At 48.9% G+C, this 14,824-nt stretch carries 12 protein-coding genes; 1 reads left to right on the top strand and 11 read right to left on the bottom strand.

The window, feature by feature from the left end; all coding sequences use genetic code 11:
- Positions 1-78: 78 nt before the first annotated feature.
- From AB6805_RS03860 to AB6805_RS03845, 4 genes are all read right to left on the bottom strand, one after another.
- Positions 79-465, bottom strand: coding sequence for a DUF3037 domain-containing protein (locus AB6805_RS03860; RefSeq protein ID WP_370908136.1), 387 nt, complete (start codon positions 463-465; stop codon positions 79-81).
- On the bottom strand, positions 443-1,246 hold the full coding sequence (locus tag AB6805_RS03855; RefSeq protein WP_370908135.1) for a HipA family kinase: 804 nt from the start codon (positions 1,244-1,246) through the stop codon (positions 443-445). Before AB6805_RS03855 ends, AB6805_RS03860 begins: the two co-directional genes overlap by 23 nt.
- An 83-nt stretch (positions 1,247-1,329) precedes the next feature.
- The gene (locus AB6805_RS03850) at positions 1,330-2,397 is read right to left on the bottom strand and encodes a winged helix DNA-binding domain-containing protein (protein WP_370908134.1); all 1,068 of its coding nucleotides are present in this window, start codon (positions 2,395-2,397) and stop codon (positions 1,330-1,332) included.
- A 53-nt stretch (positions 2,398-2,450) separates the two neighbouring features.
- Positions 2,451-3,392 carry a helix-turn-helix transcriptional regulator gene (locus tag AB6805_RS03845; protein WP_370908133.1) on the bottom strand — a complete coding sequence of 314 codons (942 nt, stop codon included), beginning with the start codon at positions 3,390-3,392 and terminating at the stop codon, positions 2,451-2,453.
- A 106-nt stretch (positions 3,393-3,498) separates the two neighbouring features.
- Here AB6805_RS03845 and AB6805_RS03840 point away from each other — a divergent pair, with 106 nt between their 5' ends.
- Positions 3,499-4,455 carry a hypothetical protein gene (locus AB6805_RS03840; protein WP_370908132.1) on the top strand — a complete coding sequence of 319 codons (957 nt, stop codon included), beginning with the start codon at positions 3,499-3,501 and terminating at the stop codon, positions 4,453-4,455.
- Here the strand turns inward: AB6805_RS03840 and AB6805_RS03835 are convergent.
- The 7 genes from AB6805_RS03835 to AB6805_RS03805 form a co-directional block, all read right to left on the bottom strand.
- Positions 4,444-4,833 carry a winged helix-turn-helix transcriptional regulator gene (locus tag AB6805_RS03835; RefSeq protein WP_370908131.1) on the bottom strand — a complete coding sequence of 130 codons (390 nt, stop codon included), beginning with the start codon at positions 4,831-4,833 and terminating at the stop codon, positions 4,444-4,446. The genes AB6805_RS03840 and AB6805_RS03835 overlap by 12 nt on opposite strands.
- A 462-nt stretch (positions 4,834-5,295) precedes the next feature.
- Positions 5,296-6,147, bottom strand: a complete 852-nt coding sequence (locus AB6805_RS03830) for an aldo/keto reductase (protein WP_370908130.1) — start codon at positions 6,145-6,147, stop codon at positions 5,296-5,298.
- Positions 6,148-6,249: 102 nt separating this feature from the next.
- Positions 6,250-8,064, bottom strand: a complete 1,815-nt coding sequence (locus AB6805_RS03825; protein WP_370908129.1) for a cytochrome-c peroxidase — start codon at positions 8,062-8,064, stop codon at positions 6,250-6,252.
- On the bottom strand, positions 8,051-9,619 hold the full coding sequence (locus tag AB6805_RS03820) for a purple acid phosphatase family protein (RefSeq protein ID WP_370908128.1): 1,569 nt from the start codon (positions 9,617-9,619) through the stop codon (positions 8,051-8,053). Before AB6805_RS03820 ends, AB6805_RS03825 begins: the two co-directional genes overlap by 14 nt.
- Positions 9,620-9,629: 10 nt before the next feature.
- Positions 9,630-10,715, bottom strand: coding sequence for a phytase (locus AB6805_RS03815; protein ID WP_370908127.1), 1,086 nt, complete (start codon positions 10,713-10,715; stop codon positions 9,630-9,632).
- Positions 10,716-10,733: 18 nt separating this feature from the next.
- Entirely contained in the window at positions 10,734-11,999 is a 1,266-nt protein-coding gene (locus tag AB6805_RS03810; protein ID WP_370908126.1) for a hypothetical protein, read from the bottom strand.
- 23 nt (positions 12,000-12,022) lie between these two features.
- Positions 12,023-14,785: a TonB-dependent receptor domain-containing protein gene (locus AB6805_RS03805; protein WP_370908125.1), complete on the bottom strand. Its 2,763-nt coding sequence runs from the start codon at positions 14,783-14,785 to the stop codon at positions 12,023-12,025.
- Positions 14,786-14,824: the final 39 nt, after the last annotated feature.

Below are 14,824 nucleotides of genomic sequence, written 5' to 3'. Positions count from 1 at the left end.
AAATCTTTTAAAATCAAAAGTGATCAAATCCCCTGAATCAGTATAATCAGCGTAATCAGCGGGAAAGACAAAATACGCTTATAGCACCAGCTGCCGGTGCAACCGCATCAGCGTATCTTCCGCATTGGCGCTGCAAAAACCGGGGTGTACCCTCGATGTTTGCACTACGCTGCTGCGCGTAGCTGTTAGCCAGCGGAAGCGGCTGGCAATATCCAGTGCCCCGATCGGGCCGCCTGCTTTGCCGCCTTTGGAAATTTCCACAAAGGCATCCAGGTAGGGGCGGATGGTGTTGACATCTGTTTCAGGGGAAAGTGCGTGTAATTTTTCTTCGTTTAATGTATATACTGCCCGTAAAAATTTTTGTTGCCTGCAATAGAGGATAACACCAACATTCAGAAACTCTTCCCGCTCTACGCTTGGCACCACCCGTATTACAGCGTATTCATATAAGTGATTGTCTTGCATGTTGTGCTTCTTTTACAAAAATGCCGGAGTGGCTGATCCGGTTTGTTAAAAATTCAAAATATACCTGGCGTCTTTCTTCCGGTGTAACATCGTTGCTGTCGTCGCTGCGCAGCCATTCTTCGGGGATGATGTTTACCACGGCGCGTATCCGTTCCGGCGTGAGGATCAGGTTGAAGGCGGCATCTACCTGTTCCAGTTCACTTGCCTGTGGCAGCAGCACATGATCTTTTACCTGTACAAAGGGGCGGAGGGATTGTTCCTGCCAGTTTTGCCAGGAGTGGTGGAAATAGAGCGAGGCGCCGTGATCAATAAGCCATAGTTCATTGCGCCACATGAGCATGTTGGTGTTGCGGGCGGTACGGTCTACGTTGGTCAGGAGGCAGTCGAGCCACACGATCTTCGATGCAGTTAAAGCATCGATGGTATTTACCGTAGGGTCGTATGTGGTGGCGCCGGTTAAATAGTGCAGGGCAAGATTGAGGCCCACGCTTTTTTTCAGGAGGTCCTGTATTTCCTCATCGGGTTCTGTACGGCCAAAGGCGGCGTCGAGATGGGCAAATACAAGCTCCGGTATTTTCAGTTTGAGTATCCTGGCCAGTTCACCGCCTATTAGTTCTGCGATGAGCGCTTTTACGCCTTGTCCGGCGCCTCTGAACTTCAGGGCATACAGGAATCCGTCGTCTGCTTCGGCGATGGCCGGCAGCGAACCCCCTTCACGTAACGGCGTTACGTAGCGGGTTACATTCACCGTTCTTAGCTGAAGTTGAATATCGTCTATCATCTGATAATCTGGTTATCGTTTTCTAATATGAGTCTATAGTCAAACAAAGTAACCAAATATCAGGCACTTTTGCCACAGGGCTTTTATATAGCGGTTACGCTTTGCAGCTCCTTTCCCATAAAAGCCGCATAGGCAGCCGCTGCGGTGTCTACTGCTGTTTTCTTGCCGGGGGAAACCAGTTGTGTGGTAAGGGCAATATGCCGGTTCCCTTCTTTCCGGTTCCAGATACCACCAATTTTTCCATTGATCACTACTACGGGCTTAAAGATGCCATAACCGGCGGTGGACTGATGTTCAGCCGGGAGAATATCGCTGCGGTCTTTGTAGGCTACGGCGTATTCATCGTACCAGGGCAGGAGCAACGTAGAGGGAGCGGTGCGTTTAGTCACTGGCGTACCGCCGGTAAACCAATAGGCCTGGCCGTTAACGACCGTGTGAGTAAGCTGTGCTTTATTGAGGTGCAGTCCTGTTTTGATATCGGATATATTTAACCCGCTCCACCACTGGAAGTCCTGGATGGTAGCAGGGCCCCTGCTGCTGAAGTAACACAGGGTGAGGCGGGCGATGGCTTCTTCCCGGGCGGGCGCCGCGGTGGCGGGTGCGCGGTCGGCGAGCAAGGCATAGGTAAATTGTTTTCCCAGCCGGGGGCCGCTGCAGATAAGTCCATCCAGCTCGGCATCCATCAGGAGAAATCCGAGCCGGATATCATCGGTGTTGATCTTTGCTTTGGCGAGCAGCGGAAGAAGGGCGGTGCGGGGAAGGTAGGTATGATCGTTGAGCGCTTTGGTAATAATGGCGCTGCTGCGTTTCAGGTCTTTGTCGGAGATGCCCAGTTTTACATGCAGCCGTTTATTAAAGGCTTTTATCTTAGGCGCTGTCAGTTGCAGCATCCAGCGGATGTCTTCCGGCGCCACAAAGTGCCAGGTAGGGCGCAGGACATGGGTGCGCAGGATCTTACCTTCGTTAAAATCCTTTTCAATGGAGGCGTCGGTGCTGCCTTTAATGCGGTTCCCGATGGCCCATTTGGCGCCTGCATAATCCTGTGCCTGGATGCAGCCCATCCAGCGTACCAGGTCGGCTGGCCGGGTAAACCGGGAATGGAGGAGCTGCTGTTGATGCAGCCGGTGTTGTATGATCTGCAAGCTGTTCATATCCCAAAATTACCGGTGGGGTGTGACAACAGTATGTCAGTTGAGAAAACGGGTCAGGAAACTTTTTTCAGCATTTCCCGCAACCGGTCTTTTACCAGGGTTTTAAGGGAAGCGGGTGTAATAATGTCCGCCTGGTCGGCGAAGGTGATATACCAGCGGGAAAAGGCTTGTATACAGGGCGCTTCAAACTCCATGCGGGTGTGGGTTTTACCTGCTTTCTCGTTGTTAAAGCCATAATTATATTTCTGTTCTGTAAGATACCGGGCCATATCGTTATGAACGTTGATCACTACCGGGAACGACTGCCCGTTATTTTTAGGTTTGTTTGCCAGGTATTCTGTCAGGGAGATGTGTTCCTGGTGAAATGGCCGGCCGGTATCTTTTACCGAAAGCATCCGCTCTGTTCTGAAAGGATGATATTTTTTGGAGGTGGTACAAAAGGCGATGGCATTCCAGCTGCCGTTTTCCCGGAAAATACCAATAGGCTCTATGTCCCTTTCGTTAACGCCGTTTTCGGTAGCATACCGGATATGCAGTACTTTCTTTTCACCTACTGCCCTGATGAGCAGGGGAAGGGTATCGTTGAGCAGGTGATTATGTTCAGATACCTTATGCTTAACGGCAATATTTTCTTCCAGGTCTTCTAGCACTTTTTTCTGTGCATTACGCAGTACAGCTTTTACTTTGAACATGGCGCCTTTAAAGCGTTCGCTGTTTTGCAGGTCGGCATGGTGTTCCAGCATTTTTTCCGCCATCAGGAATGCAATCACTTCTTCTTCGGTAAACATCACCGGCGGCAGGCGATAGCCTTCCATAATGGAATATCCCAGTCCTTTTTCGCCGATAACAGGCACCCCGGCCTGTTCCAGCGAACGTACATCGCGGTACACTGTACGCAGGCTTACATCAAAGCGGTCGGCAATTTCCTGGGCCAGCACCAGTTTTTTGGATTGCAGGTGAATGAGAATAGCGGTTAATCGGTCGAAGCGGTTCATTGTTGGAATCAGTTGTAGGTTGAAGTAACTAAATTACTGATTTCCCGGGATATCGTTTTTGCGCCGCGAATATTACCTTTGCCGGCACAGATAATAGCTTAAAGTTATGATGAAACGTTTGTTTGTTGTAGTATGCCTCCTGGCGGGATGGGTAACCGCCTGTTTTGCACAGTCGGATGAGTACCTGAAAAAAAAGAATGTCCCCGATACCATTTTACAAAACCGCACCCTGTTACTGGCAGGTACCTTTAATGCACAGAAAGCGCTGCTGCAACTGTTCCCCGGGAAATATTATAATCTCACCAAAGATAGTTACCGGAATGAGCTGATCAACTGGGAATGCAAAACCTGTAAACCCAAACCCTACCCGGATGTAAACGAAGACGGCAACCCTGTATTTCCTTACCCCGAAGGCGTGGCCACCCGCCTGATCAATGAAATGGATTTTAAAGATGCCACAGGCTTACAGTATAAGGTGATCAGCTTTAACCACTCTGTATTTGATGAAGAAGGTTTCCAAACCTCGCGGTTCACCGGCGGACTCCTCGGGCTTGCCAAGTTTGTACTCACCGATCAGGGCTGGAAACTAAGGATGTTTCAACCGGCTATCCAGGCATACGGTGCTTTTTCTAAGTGCCCCACGCCAAAGCCACTGCTGATAGGCGATGATCAGTATGCGTTTATGATTAAACATAGCAACGGACCTGCAGGTGGCCCGTATTATGGCGATTATTTCCTGGTTGCGGGGGTCAATGGCGGCTACCAGCAGGTAATGGCTGCTCACAATACAGAACGAACAGAAGTGGGAGCGGAGGAAGGGTTATCCAGCTGGAGCAGTGAGTATACGGTACCGGCGGGCGACAAGAAGTACTTCCGCGATATTGTAATCACCTTTAAGGGAACCGCTACTGCCACGGATACCGACGGGCTTCCGGATGAAGTGAAAAGCCTGCTGAAAGGCAAAAAGAAAATACGGTTTACGGCCGTGAAAAAGTATGTATACATGGGCAGCAGCAAAGGCTATCAGCTGCAGCTGCCGGTGAAAGCTACGTTAATCAACTGATGTCGTTTCCAGGGCAGGCAATTTTAGGCTGCGCCCTGTGATTTTTTTCCGGTGCATGGCGCCCCATACCGTTAATGAATGGAGCACATCCCCCAGTGTATCACTGTAATCAGTCAGCTCATACTCCATAAGGTGACTGCCGGCTACCGGTATTTTTCTCACGAAACCATTCAGCTCCAGCTCTTTCAGTTCATTCGACAATACCTTTGCCGAAATACCTTCCACTAAACGCTGCAGTTCATTAAACCGCCTGCGGTGATCTATCATGGCCACAATGATCTTCAGTTTCCACTTGCCGCCAATGGCATACATGGCGTCTCCCACTGCTGCGAGTGAGGCGGAACACACTTCCGCTGAAGGATGACTTTTCTTATCCATTTGTATATATTTTAATTTCCCCGGGGTTAGCAGTAACCAAAGGTAAGTAGTTTTCGAAATACGCGGAGGTTGTCTTGAGCGCTGATTACGCTGATTATGCTGATTATGCGGATTGGATCAGGTTGGATTTTAAAAAGATTCGGGGAGAAGTAAGCGCAGATTGCAGCGAATTTTGTCTTTCTCAGGATTACGCTGATTTTACTGATTTTACTTTTTGGATTTTATAACTGATTAAAATATTCAGGGAGATACTAGCGAATATATCCGCTTATATCTCCCTGATCCTTTAAAATCTGATAAAATCCAAAAAGTAAAATCAGTAAAATCAGCGTAATCCTGAGAAAGACAAAATTCGCTGCAATCTGCGCTTACTTCTCCCCGAATCTTTTTAAAATCCAACCTGATCCAATCCGCATAATCAGCATAATCAGCGTAATCAGCGCTCAAGACAACCTCCGCGTGTTATTTACTCAGCGCATCGAAGTCCTCGTCAGAGAGCGTGATCGATCCTGCTTTAAGGTTTTCTTCCAGGTGGGCAATGCTTTTGGTGCCAGGTATCAGCAGGATGTTGCTGGCGCGTTTCAGCAGCCAGGCCAGTGCAATCTGGGCCGTGGTGGCATGGTGGCGGGCAGCAATTTTGCTGATCTTGTCTTCCAGGGTATGCGGACCGGAAGCCAGCGGGTACCAGGGAATAAAGGCAATGCCTCTTTCAGTGGTATAATCCAGTACGGATTCCCATTGGCGGTTACCGAGGTTATACAGGTTTTGTACAGACACAACAGGTACTACCTTTTCTGCCTGCTCGATCTGTTCAATAGTTACTTCAGACAGCCCCACATGTTTAATTTTACCGGCTTTTACTGCCGCTACTACCGGCGCCAGGGTTTCTTCCGCCGGGATGTTAGGATCGATGCGGTGCAACTGCCAGAGATCTATTACGTCCGTTTTCAGATTTTTGAGGCTTTCGTCAATGTCTTTGGCAATCCATTCCGGGCGGCCATCGGGTACCCACTGGTTGGGGCCGGGGCGCTGAAAGCCACCTTTGGTAGCGATAATGAGGCCTTTTTGATAGGGATGCAGCGCATCCGCAATGAGGCGTTCATTGGTACCCGGACCATAAGCCGCTGCCGTGTCGATAAAGTTTACGCCGGAAGCCACCGCCTGTTGTAATACCTTAATGGCATTGGGACGGTCAGCTGCATCGCCAAATACGCCGTTGCCAGTTAATTGCATGGCGCCGTAACCCACGCGGTTAATATTGAATTCGCCTCCTAAAAGAAAGGTGGCGGCGGGAGATATTTGTGTTTTTTCCATTTTTTTGATGATTTGCTGGATCAAAGGTAGGGGTAACGGCTGATCCGGAAATTGTGAAAATAACAGGAAGAGTTGTATAAATCAAAGAATGAGGGGAGGGGGCTACTCATTGACGGGCCTATCCGTCAACGCATGAATAAACGCTATCAGGTCTTTGATCTCCGCCTCCTGAAGATTCAGCGGCGTGGAAGAAAGCGTTTGATAAGGATCAGTCATTCCCACTCCATTGCCGCCGCCGGCATTATAAAATTCCATTACTTTTTCAAGATCCCGGAATGCACCATTATGCATGTAAGGAGCGGTCATAGCGCTGTTGCGTACGGTGGGCGTTTTGAAGGCGCGCTGATAATAAGGAATCCGGAAAAATTCAAACCTGCCGGCATCCGTATCGCGTTGTGGATGTTGAAGATCATCGTTGGCGGGCATGCCGAGGTTTTCAAATTCCGTGAACTGGTATAAGGGCGGTGTGAGGCCGTTGAACAGCGGGGCAAAGTGACAGGTAGCGCATTGCGCTTTCCCGGTGAATAAGTTGAAACCCCGGATCTGTGCGAGTGTCATGGCGTTTTTGTTGCCGGCAAAATATTCATCCATTGCGCTGTTCATCGGTGCGAGGGTGCTTAGGTAAGCAGCAATGGCGGTGGCCAGGTGTGGCATGGATACGGCGGCACTGTCTTCCGGGAAGGCCGCCGCAAAGGCTTCACGGTAATGCGCGCTGTCTTTTAACCGGCTGATGATCACGGCAGGGTGACCGTTCATTTCCTGTGGGTTACTGATCACGGTAAGTATTTGTTTTGATAAAGTACCGGCTCTTCCGTCCCAGAATTGCGCGTATTGGAATGCGGCATAGGTAAGGCCCGGCGCATTTCTTCTTACCACTGTTTTATTATCCAGTGTCCTACTGGTGGGGAGTCCGTCGCTGAAGTATAATTCTGGCCGGTGACAGGTACCACAATGGCGGGTGTTGTTCCCGGAGAGTGCTTTTTCGAAGAATAATCGTTTCCCCAGTGCCTTTTCATTTTCCGTATATACGGCGCCGTTAGTAAAGGCTTTGAGATCTATCGCGTTTTTACTGAAGAGGTGTGGTGCGTTATAGTTGAGCGCGCTGCGGGTGTGCTGGTCCAGCTGTAAAGCGCGTATCAGCGCGCCGGTGCTCTCCTGCAGGGGCAAACCGCAGGCGGTGAGGAATTCCAGCCGGTTAAAATCGTCGAAACCCGGATGCGTTTCGAGGTATTGTATACAAACGGTGAGGTAATGGGCTACGGATTTTGTTTCGGGAGAAGAGGTGCTGAGCCAGGGTTCCATCACCGCCTGGATGGTTCGCATCGATTGTGCGGTTTCTGCAATACCTGTTTTTAACTCCGGTGCATCGTAGCCGGTAATGCCTCCTGCGTATAGGCGTACCAGTTCGAGCCGTATACTTTCCATAATGGCTTTGTCGCTGGTGGTAAACTGGTAGAGCAGCGACGTAAGATCGGCGGCGGCAGCACGGATTACCAGCGCTTCTGTTACCAGTTCTTTTTTCCGGGAGAAAGGATCTTTCTCAAACAACAGTACCGCTATCTGCTGTAACCCTGATGGCGCCTGGTATTCCATGTACGGTTCATCTATTTCCGTTTTGGCCGGGCGGTTATACACCATGGAGGAAGAGAAGAAAAAGTAATCAAGAAAAAACTCGATCCTTTTGTATTGTAAGCGGCATTTTTTCAACGCTTCTTTAGCAGCCATAAGGCTGGCCGGATCATCTTTATCAATCGCCTGTATGGCCTGTTCCAGTTCCAGGGAAGCCGCCGAAAATCCGTTGGCGCCCTCCCTGAAAATGGCAATGGTATGAGTAACACCGCGGTCATCCGTGGATGGTGCAAAGCTATAAGCTACCAGCAGGCTGAATAATAGCCAGATGATCTTATTTCGATACATATACGGTGAAAGTATCTTTTACATTGTTGTATGCATCCACTACGGTATATTTTGTGGTGGAAGCAGTGGGTGTTACGGTAATACTCCGTGTAGTGTCTTTACGGTTATTCCATTTATAAGTACCAATGAACGACGCGGTTAATGTTGCTGCTTCGCCTTTTTTGATACGGATATTGGTATTCCGGTTTACATTTTTCATCATGGTAAACTGGTCGCGGATGGTGCCATCTGCGCAGATCCACTTCAGGTCGAGGCGGTTGTCCTGTATTTCAAGAATGCTGGAGCCGCCGTGTTCTGCATCTGCAAAATACATGGCATTATGCGGGTAAACCGTTTGTTTGCCACCCAGTTTTCCGGCGGAGCCGCTCACTACGTATACGGTACCGGTGGTGTGTATGCTGTCCTTGATGTATGGTGCGGAATTGCTGCCGCCATCGTACCGGCCGGAAGAATTACTGACATTATGTTTGGCAGGATCAAAGCTGTTAGCCGGACCATAGTGCCCCTTGATCATCCTGGATCTTTCGTAATCATGACTATGCCCGTTCAACACCAGGTCTACCCCGTTGCGCTCCAGTATCCGGATAAAGTTTTCCCGGATGTGTACCAGCTCATCTTCTTCATCGGAATTATGGGAGCCCATAGTATACGGTGGATGGTGCCAGTAGGCAATAACCCAGCCTTTATTTTTATTTTCGGCGAGGTCTTTCTTTATCCAGGTAACCTGGGGACCGGTAGTGTCATACAGGCGGTAGGCGCTGTCTTCTTTGCCATAGCTGTCCAGCGACAAAAAGTGAATGTTCCCGATATCAAAGGAATAGAAAGAAGCCGAGTGGGAAGGTAACCCGCCGGATTCTCCTTCAGATGGCATGGAGAAGTTCTGGTAGTAGTTTGTTTGGTGCGACTGCTGCGCGGCAGCGGCGGAGATATCGGTATCATGGTAGTCATGATTGCCGGGCGCCGGGAACAGCGGATATTTCTTCAGCAGGTCATCTTTATAAACATTAAAAAACTTGCTTTGATATTCCGCGTCGGTGCCGTTGGGATAAGCATTATCACCTAATAATATCCACGCATTCAGGTAATTGCTGCCGATGTATTTTACCAGTTGTTCTTTTACCAGTTGCTGGTTGGGAGAGCCGTCGCCGCAATCACCCAATGCTGCAATGCGGTACAGGTCTGTTTTACCGGCTTCGGGCAGGGTCATAAAGTAATTGTCTGCGTTGCCCTGCAATACCTCCTTATAGCCGCCAATGGAATAATAGTAGCGGGTGTTGGGCTGCAGGTTAGTAAGCAATACTTTATGCTCTGTTACCAGGTTGGCATCGTCTGCCTGCTGATCCAGTTTATCCGGCGCCGTACCGTATTTCACACGGCTGCGGGCAGATGCATCGGTGCGCCAGCGGATCAGCATCTGCTGTGTACCTGCTGCCTGCAGGTAAGGACCACGGATCAGCTTTGCAGCGATGGGATCCTTTTTAACAGCAGCATCCTGCGCCTGCACCGGGCCAAAACCGGCCAACAGGCACAGCGAAGCGAGAAAGATAGATTTCATATATGGGACACTATTTTTTTGTTGGCGCTGATTCCAGCTCTTTACCGGCGATATCTTCCCAGCGATAATAGTGGAAGGTCCGGTCGTCGCTCATCACTACAAATAATCCATGTTTGAAAGTATTGTTCAGCGGCACATTTACCATATCAGAGCCATCGCTGTGGCTGGCACTTACTTTCACTGTTTTCAGCAACGTATGTGTTGTTCCTGCTCTGTTGAAGATATGAAATTTGTTGGCACCCTGGTCAGATACCAGGATATATCCTTTGGTGGGAGACGTTTTATAAATGGAGATGCCTTCGTGATCTTCTGTAAAACCGGTGGTGCCGAAAACTGTTAATTCTTCATTACCTTTTTCGGGATCAGCATAATATTGCCGTACGCCGTACTGTTCATCAGCATAATAAACATAACCGGCTTCGTTATCCACCGCAATGGCTTCTATTTCCTTTTTACCGCTGTAGTGGCCAAACTTACGTACCAGCGTGGCTTTTATTTTTCCTGCACCGTTATCGGAGAGGCGGTATTGCCATAAATAGGTCCCATCCTGCGGACCGGTTTTCCGGCCTGCTATAACATAGTGTTCGTTCTTCTTATTAGTGTAAACAGCTACGCCCATAAGATCACGAAACTGTGTGCCGGTTTCGCCTTCAAATGCCGGGATGCCGCCATCATCGATGGGTTGCATGCCTGGTAATGAATAGAAGCGGAGTTTATGCGTGATGCGTTCCGTGGTAACGGCATAGTCTATACGTTTTCCATTGAGGACTAGTCCATATGCAATGTCCACATTATTGGGGCGTTGCAGGTTGGCTACTACCTGTTTGATCTTCCCTTCCAGGTCAAACACATACAGGGCGCCCTGGGCCGATTTATCGGTACCTATCACCAGGCTCTGGGCGGGATTCTGTGGGTTTACCCAGATCGCCGGATCATCTGAATCAAACTTTACAGCTTCGGTGATAACCGCCGGCTGAACAATAGCAGTATCCGTATATACCTGCCCGTTAGCCCGGCTCGTCGGTCTTGCGCAGGCAAGAAAACACAGCAGTCCGGGTAGAACTGCTGCGGAAAATAATATATTGCGTGTAGTCATTACTGTGAGATCGCTGTTTTAGTTTTTAGTGCCAAATGCACCAATAAAAGACGAAGGAGCGGGAGAAGCGTAATTATTCCCATTCAGCTCCAGACCGTTCGGGAAATTACGGGTAAAAGCAGTGGTACCCTTGCCCAGCGCGGGTGAACCGGCCTGTAAATGAAAGTCCCAGCTGGTGTTAAAGTCAGGGCTATCCATTGGTGTGTTCAGCGGATAACTTACAAATTTCGGATCATTCTCACCGGCTTTGGTACCAATAACGTCGTTGGCGCCGCTTACAATATCTTTCGCAGGCTGGAACTGGTCTACGGTAGTTTGATTAAAACCATAATAAAGATTGTTGCTGATCACGGAGCGACTGTCCTCTACTTTTTTAGTATCTCTCTTAATACCAAATCGTGTGTTGGCAAACAGGTTATTGTGCAGCTCCACGAATACCGTGGCTTCCACCCAAACAGAGCCGCCTTTTACAGTAGGTCTTCTCCAGCCGGTGTTGAGCATGGTGTTGTTATACGCAATTACGTGCGCCTGCGGAGTGCGCTCACCAGAGTTGGATAATTTAAGGGCGTTGGTGTTGGTAGAGTAAAAGAGATTATAACTTACATCCGCAATACAGCCGGATTTGATGTTAATACCCTCTCCGCCGGTGATACCGGTGGTGTAGAATTTATTATTGGAGAAGATGATCTTACCACCTTCAATATAGGTGCAGTCTTCATTAAAATTGCGGAAGATACAGTTGTTAACAACCAGCTTACCATTCACATTGCTGTACCATAACGCGGGTAGCGCTTCGCCGCTCACAGCTTTATACAGGCCCAGTTTTACAGAGGTAGATGATTCGGTGGTAACAGCACCACCGTATTCAAGGATGGTATTGTCTAACAATAGCTCTGCACAGGATTTCGCCGCGAGGATACCGCCCCATTGTTTACCAAACTTGCGGCTGTTGGTGCGGTAGTTTTCTTCGATGGTAAACCGCACGGGTTGTTCAGGTGTTCCCATGGAGTACAGGTTTCCTTTTACAATCACTTCCGGTTTAACAAGCGTGTCCATGATCACCAGCACGCCTTCTTCAATCACCAGCGTTTTGCCTTCAGGAACGGTGATGTCGCCGGAAACACGCTGAATACTGCCTTTGGGCCAGATGCCCCACACGTCGCCGTGAACAGTGCCGGAGCCAATGATGCTTTCGCTGAGGTCTACATCGCTGTTTGCTTTTTTACAGCCGCTGACAATAGTCAGTATCAACGCAGCGTAAAAGAGAATATTTTTATATTTCATGAGATGAATATTTTAGAATGAGTTTATAACTTGTAACGTACGCCGAGCAGGTAGGTTTGTTTATAATATTCTTTCCTGATCAGGGTTTCATTGGCCTTTCCCTGTCCGGGCATATTGGTATTGGCAGGATCCGTTCCTTTGATAAATATTTCTGTGGGTGTGTTCAGCAGGTTACCTGCTTTAACGAAGATGCTGAAGTTGTTTCTGAATCTTTTTTCTACAGAAAGATCCATCTGTATAAATCCTTTCTGCCACAGATCATTATCGATGTACTGGGAAACAGTGTTGATACGCGGACCAGTGTAAGCGCCGGCCAGCTGTGCATCCCATCCATGCTGAATGTCTTTGTACAGCACGGAAAGGTTACCGATGTGCTCCGACTGTCCGTATAAAGGGCGGGTCTGATCCACAGCGATGGTTTCAATGTCGCCTTTATCATCCCGGATCCTCAGACTTTTAGAAGTGGTGATAGAAGAATGGGTATAAGTGTAGTTCGCTTTGAATCCTATCTTACTGAAAAATTTGATATAATCTATTTCCAGGCCGTAGTTACGGGCGGTACCAAAGTTACCGGCAGAATAATACTGATCCTGCGGGCGGGTGGCATCTGCGCGGATGGTATTTTCAATCGGGTCCTGGATCCTTTTGTAGAATACGCCTACCAGCAATTGGTCGGAACGCTTTGGGAACAGTTCATAACGCAGGTCGAAGTTGTCCGCGATAGCGCGCTTCAGGTCTGGATTACCGCGTTCCTGGTAGTCTTCCAGTATAATTTTGGAAGGAACAATTTCAAAGAAGCCGGGACGGTTCAGTGAGCGGAAGTAGGAACCGCGTAAGTTCTGGTGTTTAGATAACTCGTACTTCAGGTTCAGGCTCGGCAATACATCGGTATATACCTGGCTGCCCGTGGGGCGGTCTTCTCCCTGTGGAAAAAACATATGATAACCCTGGTCGGTATGCTCTATGCGTGCGCCACCGGTTATTTCCAGTTCAGCTACTTCAAATTTAAACATGCCATATCCGGATGTTGTTTTTTCGGATGCGTCGTAAGTAAGCGGGTTGCCTACTGCGCCTCCGGGGTTCTGGATCTCCCATACGATATCTGTATAGCTGGTAAAATCTTTGCCATATACAGCATTGATATTCGAAGGTCTGAAGGTATAGTTGTTAAAGAAGCTGCTGCGTTGTTTGTCGCGGTACAGGCCACCGGCGGAGAAATCTACTTTGGTGCCGGCTATCCTGGCAGTGTACGTAAGATCGAGATAGCCCGCGAGATCATTGTCTGTATTACGTTCCCAGCGACGGGAGGTACCGTTGTTTTCAATAGTGGTACGTGTGTCCTGGAAGTTGTTCCGTACCCCGTTTAATGCAATGGTAGTATTGTCCGGCACTTCATTTTTGGCGGAAGAAAACACGGCAGACCACTGCAACTTTAATTTACCCGGAATAATATGGTGATCGCCATGCAGGGTGGAATTGTAGATCTGCTGGGTGGTTTTCCTGGAACGGTTTTCAAACGTCAGCTGTGCATTTCCGGCTGCAGGATCAAATACGCCATCAGAGAAGTTGGTGGTAATACCTTCCCGGGTCTGGAAACTTTGCAGGTTCATATAGGCGTTGTAAAGCGACAGCTTATTATTTTCATTAAACACATAGTCGATTTTCCCGTGAACACCACTGCGCTGCTGTTGTTCGCTGTACTGCCTGTTTTGCATACTGGTAAGCACAGAGTAATGCCCGGTATCCATGTCGTTCTTGTAGAATGTGCTGGTAGTACCGCGATAGGTGTTCTGGAAACTACCGGCGAGGATCACACCCAGTTTATTGTGCAGGAAACGCTGGCCAACAGATAATCCTGCTACCAGGTTGGGAGCGAAGCTTTTGTTTTTATAGTCGAGTGTACCAGTGGCAAAATCTGCGGGAGTGGCATTATAGCTTTTACCGTGCGCTTCGTAAGGTGATTTGGATTGTATGTTGCCGGCATCAAAGGAAGTAAAGCCTTTATCCAGCACCATCTGGCTGTAGCCGGTGGCTACGTTGGCGTTGAGCGACAGTTTCCCCGGAGCGTCTTTCATTACCATGTTCACTACGCCGCCTACGGCATCACCTTCCATGTTGGGGGTTAAGGATTTATATACCTCGAGGCGGTCCAGCAATTCCGACGGGAAGATGTCCAGCGGCACATAGCGGTATTTATTATCCGGGCTGGGTATTTTCACCCCGTTGATAAGTGTGTAGTTATATCTTTTGTCCATGCCGCGGAGAATGGCGTATTGCCCGTCGCCGTTGCTGCTGCGTTCTATGGAGATGCCGGAAACGCGCTGGATCACGTTGGCAACGGTGAGGTCTGGCGATACTTCTATTGCCTGACCGGATACTACGTTCATCACCTGGACGGATTTCTGTTCCAGTTTGCGGGCGGTGTTTTCAGAGGAGGCTTTGGTGCCGCCGGCAATCACTACTTCACTCAGGTTTTTGCTGCTGCGTTCACTGAGGTAGATGTTGAGCGCGGGGTTGTCACTTTCCTGTACGGTAACTTCTTTTGTTAATGTTTTGTAGGTAAGATGGGAAATGTGCAGGGTGAATTTTCCTGCGGTGATTTTTTTAAATTCAAAGGAACCATCAAGACCCGTGAGAGCTACCAGTTTGGTTTGGTCCATTACAACGGTGACGCCTACCAGCGGTTCGCCCGTTTTCTGATCGTACACATGTCCTTTCAGACTGCCGGCGCTGGCAAATGTGACGCTCAGCAGCAGACATAAAAGCGTTGTTAAAAGTGTCTTCATCTTTTGGTGAATTTGATGCCGTTCGTGTTAGTGGCGAAT

It is taken from the genome of Chitinophaga sp. RCC_12, assembly GCF_041360695.1.
Classification (GTDB): Bacteria; Bacteroidota; Bacteroidia; order Chitinophagales; family Chitinophagaceae; genus Chitinophaga.
This window is presented reverse-complemented; position numbering and strand designations above follow the sequence as displayed.